Genomic DNA, 17380 nt, shown 5'->3' on the forward strand with positions numbered 1-17380 from the left:
CTGTCCCTGGCACTACCAGTGTCGGGAGGACACTGGTAGTGCCTCCCCGCGCACCCTCATGCTCGCCGGACGAGAGCCGCAAGAGGATCAACCCTGGCGCGGCAGCCGGCCACGGTGCTTCGGCCCAGTGGCCGGGCAGCTTCGATGGCAAGGAGTGCGTGAGATGTCCCAACAACACATCCTGGTGACCGGGGGCTCAGGTTTCATCGGCGGGCATGTCGTGCTTGAGGCCCTGGCCCGGGGGCATCAGGTGCGGTCCACCGTCCGGTCCCTGGACCGGGAGAAGGCAGTGCGCGCCTCTCTGAGTGAGGCTGGTATGACAGTCGGTGACCGTCTTGAGTTCGTCGCCGCTGATCTGACACGTGAGGAGGGCTGGCCCCAGGCTCTCGACGGTATCGACCGTGTCATCCACGTGGCCTCACCGGTCATGCCAGGACACGTCGAGAACGAGGAAGAGGTCATCGCCCCCGCTCGCGAGGGCACGTTGCGGGTGCTGCGGGCGGCACGCGACGCGAACGTGGCACGTGTGGTCCTCACCTCGGCGTTCCATGCGGTCGCCTGGGGGCACCCGCACGACGACCGCGTCTTCACGGAGGAGGACTGGACCGTCCTGGACGGCCCCGGTACCGACGCTTACGGGCGCAGCAAGACGCTCGCCGAGCGTGCGGCCTGGGACTTCGTCGCCGAGGACGGCGGCGAAATGGAGTTGACCACACTGCTCCCGGTCGCCGTGATGGGCCCTGTGCTGAGTGCGGAGGTTTCCGGAGCCAACCGCGTTGTCCAGCGACTCCTCACCGGGCAGATGCCCGGACTGTTGAACCTGTACTACCCCGTGGTCGACGTGCGCGACATCGCTGCAGCTCACGTCACCGCCGCAACCGCGCCCGGGGCCGCCGGGCAGCGGCTCCTCCTGGGCAGCAGCCCCGCGCTGAAAATGGCTGAGATCGCCGACATGCTGCGAACCCATCTCGACCAGGCCGCAGCTCGCGTTCCCACCGAGGGCATCCCCGATGAGACCGTGCGGGCCAGCGCCGCCACCAACCCTGCGCTGCGCTCGGCCGTTCACGACCTGGGCTATGCCCGCCGCTTCTCCACCGACAAGGCGCGCGACATCCTGGGGTGGAAGCCCCGCCGAAGCCTCAACGCCGTCGTAGCAGCCGGTCAAAGCATGGTCGACCAGGGCCTTGTCATGGCGTGACGCCCCCCGTGCAACCCGCTTCTTCCCGCAGCCAGGCGGCGCGGGCCAGGCTCTTCGACCCGGCAGGCCACTCCACCGACAGCGCGAGGCTCAGCACGGCCCCATCGGCACGGGCTGGAACAGACGGAAGTCCCAGCTGGGGGCGTCGGGAATGTCGGCGACGGTCTACTCCGGCGAGGGCATCCACCACACCCGATGGGTCAGGTCCTTGAGCAGGCTGCGGACCTCCTCGCCGCGGCGCATGGCCTTGCTGGAGGAGCTGGCAGTGTACGGCCGGGCACCTCACCCGCGATCACCAGGTCTCTCCCGGCAGCATTGTCGAGGCCATCGCCCGCTTCGGGAGTCATGTTCCCGAAGACGTGGAACTCACCGGGGTCAGCACCAGGTAGCCCCGCCCCTGACCACTGGCGAGGCAGCAGGCCCCACCGTGCCCCGGCGACATGTGTGCCGTCGGCCGTCCGGGCCGCCCGGCGGGACGGCTCCCGAAGTTGCCGCGCCACCGGGCGGGATGACGAGGGCCACGGCGCGCACTGCGCCCCGGCCACGGCGTACTCAGGTATTCCGACGTCATCAACCGGAAGGCAGCCATGAGGCTCAACAGGCAGCAGCACAAGGACGTGCCGTTCAGGCACGGCGACCCGGGAGATCTGTGGCACGCGATGGCCCGTCTCCACGCAGCCCATCCCGAGCCGGTCGGCCTCAGCGTGCCGTTCGAGCGGCCGTCGGCACGGTTGTCGGTCGCGGATCCGAACGACATCCTCCGCTCGGCGCGGGTGGAACTGTTCGAGGATGAGCCGGTGCGCCGCCTTCACGACGTGATCGAAACGGTGTCGCGCCGCCTCGCCGGGGACGGCGGGCTCGGCGAGTACGATCTCGTGCCCGACGTCGCGCTGGAGCTCATGATCGGCGTACGGCAGGAACTGCCGCTGCACACCGCCCACGTCGCAGGCCTCACCCGGCTCCTGCGGGAAGCCATCGGCACCATCGGCGAGGGCCGCGCGCCCGGAGAGGGACGCTGCTGTCACTGTGCCGGGACCGGCCAGGCCCGCCCGCTGTGGAAGCCTTCGTTCTCAGCCGGCCACGACGTCGCGCAGTTCCCGTACAGCGCGCTCGCGGTGATGCTGCGCGGGGATCGCCTCGTACAGGTCCTGGGCGCGGCGGCGGACCAGGCCGGTGCGGTAGTCCGCGGGCAGCGCTGTCAGGACGGCGACCGTACGACAGCACGCCTGCTCGGTGTCGCCGTCGTGATGGGAGCACGCCGCCGCGTCGATGTTCAGCAGGGTGCGGGTCATGGTGCTGGTCGGCGCGGACAGCTCCAAGGCGCGCTGCTGCCCCTCCCGGGCGCGGCGGGTGTCCCCGAGCGTGGTGAAGCCCCTGCCCAGCAGAACACGCACAACACCAAGATCAAGACAGACCTAACGGAGTCCTATTAGGAACTGCTGTGCTTCACCGCAATGCTCCGCTTTCCCCCGAGGGCAGGCTGCGACTCGTGCAGCATTGTCGGCACCGCCCGATCGCCCACGTGGCGGCCGAAACGGGCATCTCCCGCGCGTGCGCGTCGAAATGAGTCAATCGCTACCGTCGGCACGGTGAACTCGTCGAGTGTGACTGAGGCAGGGCAGCCCGACCGCGGGGCGTCCACAGGCGCGTCAAAGCCACCGGCCACGAAACGGTGGACCGCACCCCGCACGGTGACCGCGTTGCATTCGAGCAGGTCAGCCACCCCGGGCACGGTCAGACCCCGCCCATCAGCCGTATGCACTCCAGACACAGCCTGGTGCCCGGAGCGAGATCACGTGCCCGCAGCCGCTCACGCACCTCGCGTTCCTGGTCCGACGTCAACTCCACACGCAGGATCCTCGGCATGGGCAGCCCCTCCCGCCCTGCCTCGTACCCGAACCACGGGCCCACATCACTGGGCCCGTTCAGTGCTCTCGGTCATGGCATTTCGAGTTCGGGCAAAGAGAAGAAATCGGTGATCGCCTCAACGATCCGCTCCTCGATGTCACCCCCGTCAAGATCCGCCTGTGGCCCGACCAGATTCGCCGCCGTGAGAACGGGCAACAGCAGGTCGGGCTCCTCACCTCCGCGGTCGTACGGACTCTCGAAGATGAAGTGGGTTATCAGGCCCCCGTCGCGGTAGTAGCTGAACCAGGGGCGGTGGGCCTTCACGGTGCACGGCTCCGTCTCGAAGACGACGAGCTCGCCGCCGTCTGGGCAAAGCCTCCCGTATGCGGTAGCGCCATAGTCGTCGGCGTCCCAGCTGAGCATGTTGTGCATCACCACTCCCCAGTCGGTTCCCTTGCCGTACGCGAGTGGCATTCGCCGCAGGCTGAGGAGTCCTCGCGTGAGCGCATCCAAAGACATCCCCCGGAAAAAGACGACGTTGGTCTCCTCGTGGTGCGGGAGCGGGCCGTGTATCCAATGCGTCATACCGGGCACCGTAGAGGAACCCACTGACATGTACGTGCAACCGCCCGCCGTCGGAGACAGCGGCAGCCGGTCAGCGCCAGGCACAGGAGCCGGCCCGCTGGTCGTGGAACTGGCCAACTCAGTGATCAGTACTCGACTTCGCCGCAACCGCTGAGCGGTAGTCGTCCGGGTACGACTGCATCCAAGTGTTGATCTTGTCCGCGGCGGGCCGCGGTGACCTCGGCGGCGAAGCGACTGCGAAAGGGCGGGTCGTCGGCGACGGCTCCACCCCGACGTGATGGACCGCATCCGCCACGCGGACCCCGACCCGGCCGCCCTGGCCTGCAAAGACAACAATCTGCGCGATCCGATCCGCCGCTGCCTGGACAAGAACCCCGACCACCGGCCAACCCCCGACCAGATCATCGACGTGTGCGCCGGGACCCTTCAGGCCGGACAGTGGCTGCCCACCGCCCTCACCGCCCGCCTCGATCAACGCACCGCCGAGCTGGACAAAATCCTCTCCCGGCGGGGACGCCCGATCGTCAAGCTCAGCGCCGTCCCACTCATCCTGGCCATCGGCGCCATCATCGCGCTCATCTTCGCCAGCTCCCACCACACCGACCAGACCTCCAGCCCGCCATCCCCGGCGAGCAGCAGGTTCGTCGCCGCTCCGTCCGCGACATCAGCAGCGTCCACCTCGCCGACACCGATAGCAGTCCGCGATGGCGAGGACCCGTACGCCGACGGCTGCCGGGTGGACGAGGAGGAAGTCGACCGGCGCCCCATGTCCTTCCCCGGCGGATCGCCCTACAGCTATCTCGTGCTCTTCCACTCACACCGGTGCGACGCCAGCTGGGGGTACGTGTACGGCCCGAACTCCAGCCGGTGGTCCGTGCACATCGTCGCCCACCGTCAGGGTGACGGGGCCACCGCCCCCTCCTCCTTCTCCGGCAACCAGCGGCCCAACTCCTGGGGCAACCTGCTGTCCACCCGCACTGGCTGCGTGTCGGCCGAGGCATACATCACCCAGGGCAGAGCGCAGTCCTCCCACACCATCACCGACTGCGCGCAAGACCACGGAGCGGTCACCAGGACGACGGGCAGTGCCTCGCACGCGTCCTGACGTCGCGCACCCGGGTGATGACGCCGCGCGGCACCACGGCCGTCACTGGCCTGGAGCTGATGGTGGCGCTGCACCACGAGTCTTTTCACTCTGCGAAATCCAGTCAGTCGGGGGCTGCCGGGTTCGTGGCGGATTTCGTCAGGGCATCGAGCTGGGCGGCGAGGTCGGGGTGGGCGGGGGTGAGGTGGGGGCGGGTGGCGTTGAGGGGATGGATGAGGACGGCGGGGTCGTCGTGGGCGAGGGCCGCGTGGAGCTGGGAGAGCGGGTTGCGGGCCGCGGTGGGCAGGTCGGTGAGGGCGGTGATCTGGCCGGCGATGCGGCGCAGGTCGGCTGCGTTGCGGCGGGCCCAGGTGGCGGTGGTGCGTTCGGCGGCGCGGCGTTCGCGGGTGGCCTGGACGCGTTGTTCGCCGGTGGTTCCGGCGGGGCCGGGCCGGCCCCTCAGGTAGCGGCGTTCGGCGGCTTGGCGGCTGGCGACGCCGAGGGGGTGGGCGAGGTCCGCCCAGCTGGCACCCGCCTGGCGGGCGGTTTCGATCAGGCCGGTTTCCCATCCGGCGAGCTGCTCGCGGACCTGTCGCAACAGTAGAAGAGAGGCCAGGGCCTGCTCCGGGCCGACGTCGTGAGTCCCGGCAGTGCCGGGGACATCGTGCCGGGCGGACTGCAGGGCGTCGTTTATGGCGTGAAGGGCTGCCGCGGCGGCGAGGAATGACGCCGGGCTTGGTGTGTCGGCGCTGGACGATGCCGGCTGGTCGGTCGGGGTCATGGGCGCCTCCCTCGTTAGTCATCCTTTGGATGACACCCATGTTTGTCATCCATTGGATGACATGTTACAACGGTGTCAGTGAGGCGCATTGGCAGCGACTGCCCGAACCTGCTGGAGGTGTTTTCACGATGTTGATGCGCACTGACCCCTTCCGTGAGCTGGACCGGCTGGCGCAGCAGCTGCTGGGCCCGGGCACCTGGTCGCGGCCGTCCCCGATGCCGATGGACGCCTACCGCGAGGATGACCAGTACGTGGTGGCCTTCGACATCCCCGGCGTCACCGCGGACGCGATCGACATCGACGTCGAACGGAACATGCTGACCGTCAAGGCTGAGCGCCGGCCCGCGACGAAGGCCGACGACGTGCAGATGGAACTGTCGGAACGGCCGCTGGGCGTCTTCTCCCGCCAGATCGTGCTCGCCGACACCCTGGACACCGAGCACATCCAGGCCGACTACGACGCAGGCGTGCTCACCCTGCGCATCCCGATCACCGAGCGCGCCAAGCCCCGCAAGATCGCCATCGGCGTCGGATCCGGCCGCAAGGAGATCTCCGGCTGAGCCGGACCCGATGAGGGCTGACCAGCGGCGGAGGACGGGTATCTGATCTCCCCCTCTCGCCCGTCCTCCGCGCCCCCGTGGACCGAGGAAGGGTGGCGGCCGACATGACGGTGCGACGCGAAGCGTTCCTCGACCATGTGAAGGAACGCGGCGAGTACGACACTCTGCAGGAAGCCGGACGCGCGGCCCGCGTGGTGCTCGCCCTGCTGGGCGCACATCTGGTCGGCGAGGTACGCGCCCAGCTGGCGGCACGTCTGCCGGAAGACTTCGCCCTGATCCTGCTCAACCCGCTGCAGAGCGCCGAGCCGCTGCCCCCGGAGCGGTTCGTGCGTGCGACCGCGGCCTGGATCGAGGGCGCCACCGAACAGACCGCGGCCTGGGACGTCAGCGCCGTCCTCTCCACGGTCGCCGACGCCGCCGACGACGACCTCCTCAAACAGATCCTGCTCCAGCTCCCTGTGGGCTACGACCTCCTGTTCGGCCGTCCCCAGCCCACCTGACCACCCACCCCCGATGACCGCACACAGGCCACCACGACCCTGGTGACAGAAAGGCAACCACCGCAGTGATGTCCGACCAGAGCGCGCCGCTCCAGCAGCCCTACGGCAGGGCGTACGAGCAGATGCTGGAAAAGGTCCGCTACGACGGTGCCTACCCCACCCGGGAGAAGGCCGAGGAAGCCGTCCGCCTCGTCCTCGCCGGACTGGGACGCCAGCTGACCGGCGACGAACGCGTCGAACTGGCCGCCCGCCTTCCCTTCGAAGCCGCACGCATCTTCACCGCCCAGATCCCCGACACCCAGCCGCTGACCGGCTGGGCCTTCGTCAAAGACCTCGCCTCCCGCACCGGCGCCAGTCTGGCCACCACCCGCTGGGACACCGGATCCGTCCTCTGTGTCGTCGCAGCCCTGGCAGGCCTCGATCTCCTCACCCGGATCCTGCGCCAGCTTCCCACCGGCTACGCGCTCTTGTTCGGCCGTGCCGAACTCATCCAAGCCGCATAGATGCCCGGGCCGGGCCTTTCCGGCGCCACAGCACGCCGGTGACCCGTGACGCGTGCTTGGGCTGCAAAGACCGCACCGCGCGTCACGCTGGCATCATGCTGACGCGGCCAGGCCGCAACGTGGTCCCACCGGCGCTGAGCGGGAGAACTTCGCTCACTATGAACCACACAAGTGGGCAGCCTTCCGGCGCCTCACCCGGCGAAAGGCGCGCAGGCCTGCGCGAGTGGTGACACCGCCCCCGCTCGCGCAGGCAGCATGATCACTCGTCGGACAGCGGGTCCCCGTCCTCGCCGAACCGCCGGTGCCAGCGCAGCGTCTCACGGTTCTGCCGTTTCATCCCGGCCCGGATCCGGTCCGGGACCGGCCCGTCAGCCTGGCGCACCCCGTCCGGCATTCCGGGCACAGTTCTTGACGTCCCTCATCACTGATCACGGTCCCCCACCCCCGGCACATCTCGCAGCCGCGGGCCAGGTGGTGATCCGGTCAGTACACGTCAGCCCCAGTCAACCTGTTGGTTCCAATGGGTCCGATCGGGGCTGATCTGCGTGTCAGGCCAGGTCGGCGGAGGCGTTGTCGTCCCAGCCGTCACCGATTCTGCATGTAGCCGAGCATCGAGCGGGAGCGGCAGGCCCAGCCTCCCTGGTCGGCGCTGGCGATGCCGTCGCGGCCATTGCGCCAGGCGACGGAGGCCAGGCCGATGCGCATGCAGTGCCCGGTCGAGGCGATGGGCACCCCGGCCCGGGCGGAGATCCGCTTGATGGCGCGGGTGACGGAGTCCGGTCCCATGTCGCCGGTGTGACGTGGCCCCACCTGCCGATGCCGACGAACGCCGGCGTCGACGGGTCGGCCCACTGCCGGCCGTACTCGGCGGCCAGGCGGGTGCGGTAGGCGGTCCAGGCCCGCACCGGGCAGATCTCGGGAACATCAGCGTACCGAATCTTGGCGTTGCGCACCAAGTACTTGGTCTTACTGGTGAGCACCGCGACGACCAGGCCGCGCGGGTGCAGGGTGACGTCGCCGGTGAGCAGCCCGGCCGGGTCCTGGCTACGGCTGGCGTAGTGGAAGCCGGTCAGGGTGAGCGCCCTGTCCCGGCGCCGGTGCGGGTGTCGGGGCAGGCCCAGGCGACGGCTCGCAGCGGCGCCGGTGAGCGGGCGGACTCCGGGGCAGCCCCGGCCGGAGCGGAGCCGGGCGGCGGTGGGGACCGGCACCTGCCGCTCCGGGACCGGCTTGCGGCCCGGGTACCTGAACCGCCTCTCCCGCTTCGGCAGGAGCAGCTCGATCCGCCCCCACACGTCGTCCGACACGATCCACGGCGAAGCCCCCATGCCCCGGACAACGCCGAACTCGCCGACCGGACACGGCCACCTGTGCCGAGGCTCGATAGTTGTCACCGGCGGAGCCGACAAGGCTGGCAGAAGGGCCGGGCCGAAGCAGCCTGGTTGTCACCTGGAAGGCAGGCTACTTGTCACAGACGCTCGGTGCCTTTCGATCCCTCACCTCGTGGTCCGCCGGCGGCTCGGGCTCGACGGCCGTACCGACATAGCGTGACGGCGCCGGTCACGAGGACGCGCATGCGCCATCTCCCCGGGGTGGCGCGAACCGGAAGCGCGTCACCAGGGCACCTCTCCCTCGTCGTCGAAGAAGCGGCCCGTCGGCCCGTCGGCCGATACGGTGGCCAGCCGGATCGCGGCGGCTGCGCCCTGCTGGGGGGTGCGCACTCCCCGGAAGCCGTTGAGGTCGGTCGCCGTGAAGCCGGGGCAGACGGCGTTGATCAGGATGTGGGTGTCGGCCAGTTCCTTGGCGTACTGCACGGTGACGGCGTTGAGGAACGTCTTCGACGGAGCGTAGGCGATAGAGATGGGGCCCGTCTCGGCGCCAGGCGTGGTCTGGAGTGTGAGGGAGCCGACGCTGCTGGAGACGTTCACAATCCGCGGCGACGGCGAGCGGCGCAGCAGAGGGAGCAGGGCGTTGGTGACGCGGATGACGCCGATCACGTTGGTCTCCACGGCCGCCCGTACCCGGTTCACGTCGACCGTGGTGGGCTCCTGCGGTCCGCCGCCGGTGATCCCCGCATTGTTGACGAGCGCGTCGAGCCGCCCGGCCCGCTCCTCCATCAGCCGAGCCGCCGCTGTCACGCTGGCGTCGTCGGTCACATCCAGCGGCACGCCGAACGCGTCGGCTCCTGCCGTGCGCAGCTTGTCCACAGCGGCCTCGCGCCGCTCCTCGTTCCGCGCGCCGATTCCGACGGACCAGCCGAGGGCGCCGAGCCCGGCGGCGATCTCGTACCCGATGCCCTTGTTGGCCCCGGTCACCAGCGCGACCTTGTGGTGGTTCACGGTGTTCGTCTCACTCATGACATCGATACTTCTCCCCCGCCGGGCAGGGCGTCCAAGACCGACTGGGTGGACGGCGATACCGCCCGGGTATCGCTCCTGGCCGTTAGGCTGGCGGGGTGGAGACACGTGAGCTGCGGTACTTCGTCGCGGTCGCCGAAGAGCTGCACTTCGGCCGGGCCGCGCAGCGGCTCGGGATCGCCCAACCCCCGCTGTCGCGGGCGATCGGCGGGCTCGAACGGCGCCTGGGCACCCTCCTGCTGGAGCGCGGCAGCCGGGGTGTCGCCCTGACCGTGGCAGGGGCGGTGCTGCTGCGGGAGGCGCGGGCGGCGCTGGCCGCCGTCGAGGCCGCCGAACGGCGCACCCGCCGGGCCGCCCTCGCGGCGACCGGCCGCCCCGCCGTGGTCTTGGCCGCGAAGGCGGGCGCCTCCGGTGAACTGCTGGCGAAACTCCTCGACGCCTACGCCGCCGAGCCCGGCGCCGTCGCCGTGGACGTCGTGCTGTGCGGACCGGGCGAGCAGGCACGGTTGCTGCACGACGGCCGGGCCGACGTAGCCCTGCTGCATCGGCCATTCGACGACACGGCCGGCTTCGACACCGAGGACCTGCGCTCCGAGGGTCAGGTCGCGATCCTCCCGGCGGGCCACCCTCTCAGCGCCCGCCCCCACGTGCGGCTCGCCGAGGTCACCGACCTTCCCGACCTGCCCCTGCCCCGCTGGCCTCGCCCTGACGGCACCTTCCCGGACGGCCCCGGACCGCAGGTGCGCGACCACACGCAACTCACCCAGCTCATCGCCCTCGGCCGCGCCTGCGCGGTCGTGCCGGAGTCGGGCCGCACCGGCCTGCGCGAGGACCTCACCGCCGTACCGGTCCCCGACGCCCCCCACGTCACCACGGTCATCGCCTGGCCACCGCACAGCCGCTCCACGGCGGTCGCGGGGCTGGTCCGCGCCGCCACTGCCCTGTGACCGACGGCGGTGAACGCCAGGACACAGAGTTGGATTTCGGGCACAGCGTCCGGTCTGCCATCAGCTCCCGACACATCGTGCGGTACGAGGTGACTGGCCTGCACCGGCGTCGCCGGAACCACAGCCAGGCTCCGACGCGGAGTGACAACAAGCCTGTCTTGGTGACACCTATCGCGCCTCGGCTCACCACCAGGACCGATCACCTCACTGTGCTAGGCGTTCTCAGGGCGTGCAGATCTTCTCTCGTGGCTTTCTGCATGGTGGTTCGTTGGTCTGGCATGAGCGGGTTGGATAGGCAACGGACCATGCTGGCAGCCAAGTTCGAGGCGATTCTGCCGCACCTCGACGAGCGGCAGCGTCGCCTGCTGATAGGGGCGGAGGCCCAGTCCCTCGGCCACGGCGGGATCAGAGCGGTCGCTCGTGCCGCCGGTGTCCGTGAGGCCACTGTGTCTGCCGGAGTGCGGGAACTCGACTCCGGAGGGGCGCCGTTGGGCCGCGTCCGTCGGCCCGGCGCCGGCCGCAAACGCGTCGTCGACCGGAACCCAGCCGTTCGGGAGGCACTCCTCACACTGGTCGAGCCCACCGTGTCCGCGGAGATCCCATGTCGCCGCTGCGCTGGACCACCAAATCCACCCGCGAGCTGGCCGAGCAGCTGACCCGGCAGGGCCACAGGATCTCCGCGGACACGGTGGGCGACCTGCTGCGCGACGAGGGCTGCAGCCTGCAGAGCAATGCCAAGACGCTGGAAGGCAAGCAGCACCCCGACCGGGACGCACAATTCCACTACCTCAACGGGCAGGCCCGCGACCACCAGGACGGCGGTGCTCCGGTGATCAGTGTGGACACGAAGAAGAAGGAGCTGATCGGCCCGTTCAAGAACAACGGCCGTGAATGGGAGCCGAGAGGCGAGCCGGTGCGGGTCGACACCCAAGTCTTCCCGGACCGCGTGCTGGGCAGGGCGGTGCCTTACGGCATCTACGACGTCGCCGCGAACACCGGCTGGGTCAACGTCGGCACCGACCATGACACCGCCGCGTTCGCCGTCGAGTCGATCCGCCGTTGGTGGAACGGAGCCGGGCGGGCCACCTATCCGACGGCCGGCCGGCTGCTGATCACCGCCGATGCCGGCGGCTCCAATGGGTATCGCACCCGCACGTGGAAGACCGAACTCGCCCGGTTCGCCGCTGAGTCCGGCCTCACGATCACCGTCTGCCACCTGCCTCCCGGGACTTCGAAGTGGAACCGGATCGAGCACCGGCTGTTCTCCCACATCACCATGAACTGGCGCGGCAGGCCCCTGACCAGCCACGAAGTCATCGTCGAGAGCATCGCGGCGACCACCACCAAGACCGGTCTGACCGTGCACGCGGAACTCGACACCAACCCGTACCCCACCGGCATCCAGGTCAGCGACGACGAGATCGCCTCTCTGCCGATCACCCGCCACCGCTTCCACGGCAACTGGAACTACACCCTCCACCCCCAGCATCCGATGGAAGCGGCGACGACCGACAGCACGTCGGACCAGGCCCCGGCGGGCAGACCGCCTCGCCTCACGTGGCGTTCGCTGCAGGACCCGGAACTGACCGGGATGACCCGTCAGCAGCTCAGCGAGCTCATCGACGCGCTGACTCCAGCGCTGGAGGTTCAACGCGAGCAAGTGCTCCGCACACGTCGCGGTCACGAGTGCCTGGTAGCCCCTGGCACAGGTGCCAAAGCCAAACTCACCCCAGCCGACAGGATCCTGGTAACCGTGCTCCACCTGCGCAAACTCGCGACCATGGACCTCCTCGGCCAACTCTTCGGCGTCACCGCCATGACCATCAGCCGCGCGAAACAGGAGGTCCGCCCGCTACTGGAAGCACACGGCCACCACATCAACGCTTCTACCGCCCGCCTCCGCACACCAGCCGACGTCGCGACGTTCCTCGCTCCCGACTCCACCCAGACCAAGGTCAAGACGACGAGTTAAAGATCTGCACGCCCTTAGCCATGGTCAAAGGCCCCGACCCACTCCACCTCGCGGAGGTCTTCGGGCTCGGCGAGAAGACCGCGATGCGTTACGCGGACTCCGCACGCGCACTACCGGAACAGGCAGCCGAGCACTCGGCATCGCCCTCGGGAAGGAGAACTTGGCCCGGATTGACGGAACTTGAAGAATGACGGCCTTGCAGACTCGACAGGCATGGCCTGATGACGCATCAGCGGTCGCCGGTGTCTACGTGCGCTCCTGGCAGACGGCCTTTGCCGGCCTCGTCCCCCAGCACTACCTCGACGCCATGGACCCAAGCCGCGAAGAGTCCGTGTGGAAGACACGCATCGCGCAGACACGATGGCCATCGTCGGGAGTACTGGTAGCCGAAACCGAAGCGGGCATCGTCGGATTCGCAGGTTTCGGCCCATCCCAAGAGGCCCCTGCCGTCGCGGAAATCGGCACTCTTACACGACGCGCGAGGTCTGGGGCACTGGGATCGGGAAGCACTTGATGCTGGCCACGCTGACGACTCTCGGACAGGCCGAGTACACGCAAGCCACCTTGTGGGTACTGGAAGACAATCGTCGCGCCCGGCGCTTCTACGAAACTGCCGGCTGGCGCGCAGACGGCGCAGCCGTGGAAGACACCACCGGTGGGGCCTCTCTCAACAAGTTGCGCTACCGCCGCCCACTTGGCTAACCCGCTCGGCATCCTGTCCGTCCAGGGGACAAGGGGATTGCCGCAGAGTTGGGCGACACCTGACCTGGCTCGCTGAGAGGCGGCCTGGAAGGATGTTGCAGTGCCCAAGTCGTATCCGAAGGAGTTCCGCGAGGACGTCGTGCGGGTCTCGCGCAATCGCGAGCCCGGCGTCACGCTGGAGCAAATCGCCGCCGACTTCGGCGTCCACCCGATCACGCTGTCGAAGTGGCTGCGCCGCGCCGACTCCGACGAGGGCGCCAGGCCCGTGACGGCGTCGGGTGAGTCGGCCGAGTTGCGCGGGGCCCGGAAGCGGATCCGGCTGCTGGAGCAGGAGAAGGAGGTGCTCAGGAGGGCTGCGGCGTATCTGTCGCAGGCGAACCTGCCGGCAAAATGATGTACCCGCTCGTCCGCGAGCTGGCCGCCGCCGATGCCTCTTGCCGGGTGCCGGTGGCGGTGACGTGCCGGGTGCTGGGGCTGGCCGCCAGCCCTACTACCGGTGGCTGGCCTGCCCGGTCAGCGCCGCCGAGCTGGTCGAGGCGTATCGGGCCAATGCCCTGTTCGACGCGCATCGCGACGATCCCGAGTTCGGTCACCGGTTCCTGCTCGACGAGGCCCGCGCCGCCGGTGAGCCTATGGCTGAGCGGACCGCCCGGCGGATCTGCCGGGACAACGGCTGGTGGAGCACCTTCGGCGGGGAGCCGGTCAAGGGGTGGCTGCGCCTGCCGGGGACGGCGACCGAACCGCTTCCGGCGGTCGTGAAGTACGTCGGTTGTGGCGGTGGACGGGGGCATGTGCTGGAGAACCTGCTCGGCGGGCCGCCGAGTACGCCCATCTCCAGATGGACAGGCGCGGGCAGGGCTCGGGCTGGAGGGGCCGCCCCCTCCAGCCGCAGCGCGCTGATCAGCATTGCGAACTGACACGGACTCAACTCAATTCGGTGAACCTGCGACCAGCAGTCACGGCACCTCCTGGACTCGCTCCACGACGCCGGGCGGCCGGAAAGGAACACATTCTGTGCGTACGTACGACAACCCCGTGATCAGCGGGTTCCACCCCGATCCGAGCGTGTGCCGGGTCGGTGACGACTACTACCTGGTGTGCTCCAGCTTCGAGTACTTCCCCGGGCTGCCGCTCTTCCACAGCAAGGACCTCGTGCACTGGGAACAGATCGGCAACGTGCTCGACCGGCCCGAGCAACTGCCGCTGCCTCTCCCTGGTGCGAAGGCGTCCGGCGGCCTCTACGCCCCCACGATCCGCTACCACGACGGCCGTTACTGGGTCATCAACACCAACATCGACGGCGGCGGCAACTTCGTCGTCTCGGCCGAGCGGCCCGAGGGACCGTGGAGCGACCCGGTGTGGATCGCCCTGACCGGGATCGACCCCGATCTGGCCTGGGAGGAGGACGGCACCTGCTGGTGTGCCTTCTCCGGGCCCGCAGGCGGCATCAACATGGCCAGGATCGACCCGGTCAAGGGGGAGGTGCTGGAGGGGCCCTTTGCCACCTGGTCGGGCAGCGGCCTCAAGTACCCCGAGGCGCCGCACCTCTACCGCATCGGCGACTGGTGGTACCTGCTGATCGCGGAAGGCGGCACCGAACGCGGCCACAGCGTGTCCATCGCCCGCGGCCGCTCGCCGCGCGGCCCCTGGGAAGGCGCACCCGCCAACCCCCTGCTGTCCCACAGCGGTACCGGCCGCTCCATCCAGAACACCGGCCACGCCGACCTGGTGGAGGCTACCGACGGCAGCTGGTGGATGGTGCTGCTCGGCGTCCGGCCCCGCGGCTTCACACCCGACGTGCACGTGCTCGGTCGCGAGACGTTCCTGACCCCTGTGGAGTGGGACGAGGACGGCTGGCCCGTCGTCGCGCCTGTTCCCGAGAGTCACGCGGCCCCGGGCGGTGCCTGGCACCCCGTTCCGCCCCTGCCCGCCCGCGACGACTTCAACGAGTCCGCTCTCGCGCAGCACTGGGTCTCGCCATTCACCCGCCCAGAGGGCTCCTGGTCGCTCACCGAGCGCCCTGGCTGGCTGGCCCTCAGAGCCACCGGCGCCACCCTCGACCGCCCCGGGTACACCTTCGTCGGCCGCCGCCAGCAACACCACGACTGCCGCGTCACCGCTGTGATCGACCCGGGTACGGGACGCGGCGGCCTCAGCGTGCGCCTGGACGAAGCCCACCACTACGAACTGGAGGTCGGGAACGGTGAGGCCTGCGTCGTCGCCCGGATCGGTCCGCTGCGCCAGATCGTGGCCGGCCGACCGGTCCCGTCCGGACCGCTGACCCTCACCGTCACGATCCGCACGTCCGACCTTGTGCCCGCGTCGCCCGAACTCACCGATGGCGGAACCACCGGCCCTGACACCGTCGTCTTCTGGCTCGGCGACCCCGACGCCCCGGACGCCCAGCCACTCGCCGAACTGGACGGGCGCTACCTGTCCACCGAGGTCGCCTGCGGCTTCACCGGCCGCGTTATCGGCATGTACGCCACCGAGGGCGCGGTCGCCTTCGACTGGTTCGAGTACACCCCGGCATCGGCGCCCTCCGCTTGACGCTCGGCCTTCGGCCGCGTGCGACACCTGCGTCCGTGCGGGCGTCGCGCGCGGCATGCCGCGAGACCGCCCGTCAAAGGGAGTGGCCGACGTACTCCGCGAGCCCACCGTCGGACGGCCTCGCCACGCTCACCACCCCTGCTTCCTGCCGTCGACCCCGAACAGCCGGACGAAGGCTCGGCCAGGGTCCCGCGCTCCGCCAGCCGCTTCGGCTTCGAGCGCATCCCCTCGACGTGCCGCGGCGCGGTCCCCAGACTAAGGTGCTGGCAGACCTCTTGGCAGCGCATCGCCGCTCCCGAGGTCGCGAAGAAGGCGATGATCTCCAGGTACTCGCCGCCGGCATCGGCGGACCTGCCGCCGACTGAGGCTGATCCGTGAGTGGACACCGGGTTTCATGCGACGAGTCACAGCGTACGTGTCGTGATCAGTTGTTGTTCGAACTCTGCTGGTGTGAGGTAGCCGAGCGCGAAGTGGCGACGGCGCTGGTTGTACTACGACAGCCAGCGGAACAGCTCGCGCCGGGTCTGTGCCTTGGAGGTCCAGCGGCGGCCGTGGAGCAACTCGCGCTTGAGGCCCTGGAAGAACGACTCGGCGAGGTCATTGATGCCCCTATCGATGTCAACGCGTCGAGGCTGTTGCACTGGCACTCAACAACAGGCCCCGCAAGACCCTCGGTTGGAAGACACCCGCCGAAGCCCTCAACGAACATCTACTATCAGTCCGGGAAGCCGGTGTTGCGACGACCGGTTGAGTCCAGGCAGTACTGCTCGAAGGCATTCTCTGACGTCTGTCGCCGGGCCGGGATCCGCCGTTCCATGGGCGCGGTCGGCACTTCGGCGGACAACGCGGCGCGGAGTCGTTCTTCGCCTCGCTGAAGCGGGAGGCCCTGCCCAGCCGGCGCGGCCGGCCGACCGAACGGGCCGCGCGGCTCGCGGTCTTTCGCTCGCTCGGCTTCTACAACCAACAGCGCAGGCACTCCACGATCGGCTACCTCGCCCCGGCCGTCTTCGAACAGAGATCAACTACGCTGGCCATCGCTCTATGACAACCGGTGTCCACGATCACGGTGAAAGGCTCGATCACTTTCCGAGCCCCACAGGGTGAGCGGGAGGTCTGGTCGCGTCTTCGGATGACGCGCGAGACAGTGGCAGAGGTGTTCGCCGAGCTGTCCGGGCAGGACCTGGCCGAGGCTGCGAGCGGGCAGGAGCCAGTGGTGCCGGAGACGCAGGTGGAGCCCGAACTACGGGTGGTGGGGGCGGTCTTGGTGCCGCACTGGCGGGACGGGCTCACGACGGACGTACTGCCGGATGTGTACCCGAGCATCGTGGATATAGGCGACCGGCCGTGTCAACACCGTCCGCAAAGCCGGCCCCGGTCCGGAGCCAAAGGGCTGGCCACCCGCGCAGCCCGGCCATTCGATGGGCTTGGCCTGCGGCGTTTCATTCACTTCGAACGTTTCGGAGTTGCCACCGAATCATGCGAAAGGTATTGACGCCGTTCCTCGGTTTCCTATCATCCAAGTTGCTCGACACTTCGATCCTTGTTCGACCCAACGAACACGCCAGAGCCGCTCCACCCGCAGAGCAGAGCACCTCCGGGTCACGCCCACCGCAAACGACCGAGCCGCAAGGGGCATGCCGCACGATGCATATGTCATGGTCTCATCAATGGAGCCTCCCGTCATCGCGGGCTGGCGGCCACCGCCGGCGTCGCCACCGGCGCGGTTCTCCCGCCGACGGGCGCCTCCTGTGCCGCAGCTGCAGCCGCTCCCACCCCGGTACGTCCCTGGCGACCAC

Annotated in this window: 19 protein-coding genes and 4 pseudogenes; 15 read left to right on the top strand and 8 right to left on the bottom strand. The window is 69.3% G+C overall.

Features of this window, described 5'->3' with window-relative positions; translation table 11 throughout:
• Positions 1 to 127: 127 nt before the first annotated feature.
• From O1G22_RS00905 to O1G22_RS00915, 3 genes and pseudogenes are all read left to right on the top strand, one after another.
• Positions 128 to 1198 carry an NAD-dependent epimerase/dehydratase family protein gene (locus tag O1G22_RS00905; RefSeq protein ID WP_270079494.1) on the top strand — a complete coding sequence of 357 codons (1071 nt, stop codon included), beginning with the start codon at positions 128 to 130 and terminating at the stop codon, positions 1196 to 1198.
• Positions 1199 to 1785: 587 nt separating this feature from the next.
• Complete coding sequence (locus O1G22_RS00910; protein ID WP_270079495.1) at positions 1786 to 2631, top strand: hypothetical protein; 846 nt, start codon at positions 1786 to 1788, stop codon at positions 2629 to 2631.
• An 8-nt stretch (positions 2632 to 2639) separates the two neighbouring features.
• A pseudogene (locus O1G22_RS00915) lies at positions 2640 to 2762 on the top strand (IS481 family transposase); the annotation flags it as partial.
• A 170-nt stretch (positions 2763 to 2932) separates the two neighbouring features.
• On the opposite strand, the gene O1G22_RS00920 reads toward O1G22_RS00915, so the two are convergent.
• Positions 2933 to 3064: a hypothetical protein gene (locus O1G22_RS00920; RefSeq protein ID WP_270079496.1), complete on the bottom strand. Its 132-nt coding sequence runs from the start codon at positions 3062 to 3064 to the stop codon at positions 2933 to 2935.
• Positions 3065 to 3136: 72 nt separating this feature from the next.
• The gene (locus tag O1G22_RS00925; RefSeq protein ID WP_270079497.1) at positions 3137 to 3631 is read right to left on the bottom strand and encodes a DUF6461 domain-containing protein; all 495 of its coding nucleotides are present in this window, start codon (positions 3629 to 3631) and stop codon (positions 3137 to 3139) included.
• A gap of 277 nt (positions 3632 to 3908) precedes the next feature.
• Between O1G22_RS00925 and O1G22_RS00930 the strand changes: the two genes are divergently transcribed.
• Positions 3909 to 4736 (top strand): hypothetical protein, encoded by an 828-nt coding sequence (locus tag O1G22_RS00930; protein WP_270079498.1) that lies wholly within the window; start codon positions 3909 to 3911, stop codon positions 4734 to 4736.
• 103 nt (positions 4737 to 4839) lie between these two features.
• Here the strand turns inward: O1G22_RS00930 and O1G22_RS00935 are convergent, their stop codons facing one another.
• Entirely contained in the window at positions 4840 to 5496 is a 657-nt protein-coding gene (locus O1G22_RS00935; RefSeq protein WP_270079499.1) for a type III effector protein, read from the bottom strand.
• Between the two features lie 128 nt (positions 5497 to 5624).
• On the opposite strand from O1G22_RS00935, the gene O1G22_RS00940 reads away from it, so the two are divergent.
• From O1G22_RS00940 to O1G22_RS00950, 3 genes are all read left to right on the top strand, one after another.
• Positions 5625 to 6056: an Hsp20/alpha crystallin family protein gene (locus O1G22_RS00940; RefSeq protein ID WP_270079500.1), complete on the top strand. Its 432-nt coding sequence runs from the start codon at positions 5625 to 5627 to the stop codon at positions 6054 to 6056.
• Between the two features lie 104 nt (positions 6057 to 6160).
• A complete protein-coding gene (locus O1G22_RS00945) occupies positions 6161 to 6556 on the top strand; it encodes a DUF2267 domain-containing protein (protein ID WP_270079501.1) in 396 nt (131 codons plus the stop codon).
• 68 nt (positions 6557 to 6624) lie between these two features.
• A complete protein-coding gene (locus tag O1G22_RS00950; protein WP_428986303.1) occupies positions 6625 to 7059 on the top strand; it encodes a DUF2267 domain-containing protein in 435 nt (144 codons plus the stop codon).
• Between the two features lie 259 nt (positions 7060 to 7318).
• On the opposite strand, the gene O1G22_RS00955 is transcribed toward O1G22_RS00950, so the two are convergent.
• The 4 genes and pseudogenes from O1G22_RS00955 to O1G22_RS00970 all read right to left on the bottom strand — a co-directional run bounded on the left by O1G22_RS00955 (position 7319) and on the right by O1G22_RS00970 (position 9413).
• Positions 7319 to 7453, bottom strand: coding sequence for a hypothetical protein (locus O1G22_RS00955; protein ID WP_270079503.1), 135 nt, complete (start codon positions 7451 to 7453; stop codon positions 7319 to 7321).
• A 191-nt stretch (positions 7454 to 7644) separates the two neighbouring features.
• Positions 7645 to 7845 (bottom strand): site-specific integrase, encoded by a 201-nt coding sequence (locus tag O1G22_RS00960; RefSeq protein ID WP_270086692.1) that lies wholly within the window; start codon positions 7843 to 7845, stop codon positions 7645 to 7647.
• A 422-nt stretch (positions 7846 to 8267) separates the two neighbouring features.
• A pseudogene (locus O1G22_RS00965) lies at positions 8268 to 8384 on the bottom strand (IS5/IS1182 family transposase); the annotation flags it as partial.
• A gap of 285 nt (positions 8385 to 8669) precedes the next feature.
• A complete protein-coding gene (locus O1G22_RS00970) occupies positions 8670 to 9413 on the bottom strand; it encodes an SDR family oxidoreductase (RefSeq protein ID WP_270079504.1) in 744 nt (247 codons plus the stop codon).
• Positions 9414 to 9511: 98 nt separating this feature from the next.
• Between O1G22_RS00970 and O1G22_RS00975 the strand changes: the two genes are divergently transcribed.
• The 6 genes and pseudogenes from O1G22_RS00975 to O1G22_RS01000 all read left to right on the top strand — a co-directional run bounded on the left by O1G22_RS00975 (position 9512) and on the right by O1G22_RS01000 (position 15584).
• Positions 9512 to 10360 carry a LysR family transcriptional regulator gene (locus O1G22_RS00975; RefSeq protein ID WP_270079505.1) on the top strand — a complete coding sequence of 283 codons (849 nt, stop codon included), beginning with the start codon at positions 9512 to 9514 and terminating at the stop codon, positions 10358 to 10360.
• A gap of 278 nt (positions 10361 to 10638) precedes the next feature.
• Positions 10639 to 12332, top strand: a pseudogene (locus tag O1G22_RS00980) (ISAzo13 family transposase).
• Between the two features lie 513 nt (positions 12333 to 12845).
• Complete coding sequence (locus O1G22_RS00985; RefSeq protein ID WP_270079506.1) at positions 12846 to 13034, top strand: N-acetyltransferase; 189 nt, start codon at positions 12846 to 12848, stop codon at positions 13032 to 13034.
• A gap of 100 nt (positions 13035 to 13134) precedes the next feature.
• Complete coding sequence (locus O1G22_RS00990; RefSeq protein WP_270079507.1) at positions 13135 to 13428, top strand: transposase; 294 nt, start codon at positions 13135 to 13137, stop codon at positions 13426 to 13428.
• A 64-nt stretch (positions 13429 to 13492) separates the two neighbouring features.
• Entirely contained in the window at positions 13493 to 13951 is a 459-nt protein-coding gene (locus O1G22_RS44435; RefSeq protein ID WP_333492206.1) for an acetylxylan esterase, read from the top strand.
• 97 nt (positions 13952 to 14048) lie between these two features.
• Positions 14049 to 15584, top strand: a complete 1536-nt coding sequence (locus tag O1G22_RS01000) for a glycoside hydrolase family 43 protein (protein WP_270079508.1) — start codon at positions 14049 to 14051, stop codon at positions 15582 to 15584.
• Positions 15585 to 15988: 404 nt separating this feature from the next.
• Here O1G22_RS01000 and O1G22_RS01005 read toward each other — a convergent pair.
• Positions 15989 to 16186 (bottom strand): annotated as a pseudogene (locus O1G22_RS01005) (integrase core domain-containing protein); the annotation flags it as partial.
• Between the two features lie 185 nt (positions 16187 to 16371).
• On the opposite strand from O1G22_RS01005, the gene O1G22_RS44685 reads away from it, so the two are divergent.
• Positions 16372 to 16629: an integrase core domain-containing protein gene (locus O1G22_RS44685; RefSeq protein ID WP_428986472.1), complete on the top strand. Its 258-nt coding sequence runs from the start codon at positions 16372 to 16374 to the stop codon at positions 16627 to 16629.
• A 108-nt stretch (positions 16630 to 16737) separates the two neighbouring features.
• On the top strand, positions 16738 to 17076 hold the full coding sequence (locus tag O1G22_RS01015) for a hypothetical protein (RefSeq protein WP_270079509.1): 339 nt from the start codon (positions 16738 to 16740) through the stop codon (positions 17074 to 17076).
• Positions 17077 to 17380: the final 304 nt, after the last annotated feature.

Origin of the sequence: Streptomyces camelliae (assembly GCF_027625935.1) — a bacterium.
Lineage (GTDB): Bacteria > Actinomycetota > Actinomycetes > Streptomycetales > Streptomycetaceae > Streptomyces > Streptomyces camelliae.

What these genes read in the sequence shown, in the direction of transcription:
- O1G22_RS00910 (WP_270079495.1), top strand. Translation starts at nt 1,786, where the DNA reads ATGAGGCTCAACAGGCAGCAGCACAAGGACGTGCCGTTCAGGCACGGC.
- O1G22_RS00920 (WP_270079496.1), bottom strand. Translation starts at nt 3,064, where the DNA reads ATGCCGAGGATCCTGCGTGTGGAGTTGACGTCGGACCAGGAACGCGAG.
- O1G22_RS00925 (WP_270079497.1), bottom strand. Translation starts at nt 3,631, where the DNA reads ATGACGCATTGGATACACGGCCCGCTCCCGCACCACGAGGAGACCAAC.
- O1G22_RS00930 (WP_270079498.1), top strand. Translation starts at nt 3,909, where the DNA reads ATGGACCGCATCCGCCACGCGGACCCCGACCCGGCCGCCCTGGCCTGC.
- O1G22_RS00935 (WP_270079499.1), bottom strand. Translation starts at nt 5,496, where the DNA reads ATGACCCCGACCGACCAGCCGGCATCGTCCAGCGCCGACACACCAAGC.
- O1G22_RS00940 (WP_270079500.1), top strand. Translation starts at nt 5,625, where the DNA reads ATGTTGATGCGCACTGACCCCTTCCGTGAGCTGGACCGGCTGGCGCAG.
- O1G22_RS00945 (WP_270079501.1), top strand. Translation starts at nt 6,161, where the DNA reads ATGACGGTGCGACGCGAAGCGTTCCTCGACCATGTGAAGGAACGCGGC.
- O1G22_RS00950 (WP_428986303.1), top strand. Translation starts at nt 6,625, where the DNA reads ATGTCCGACCAGAGCGCGCCGCTCCAGCAGCCCTACGGCAGGGCGTAC.
- O1G22_RS00955 (WP_270079503.1), bottom strand. Translation starts at nt 7,453, where the DNA reads ATGCCGGACGGGGTGCGCCAGGCTGACGGGCCGGTCCCGGACCGGATC.
- O1G22_RS00960 (WP_270086692.1), bottom strand. Translation starts at nt 7,845, where the DNA reads ATGGGACCGGACTCCGTCACCCGCGCCATCAAGCGGATCTCCGCCCGG.
- O1G22_RS00970 (WP_270079504.1), bottom strand. Translation starts at nt 9,413, where the DNA reads ATGAGTGAGACGAACACCGTGAACCACCACAAGGTCGCGCTGGTGACC.
- O1G22_RS00985 (WP_270079506.1), top strand. Translation starts at nt 12,846, where the DNA reads ATGCTGGCCACGCTGACGACTCTCGGACAGGCCGAGTACACGCAAGCC.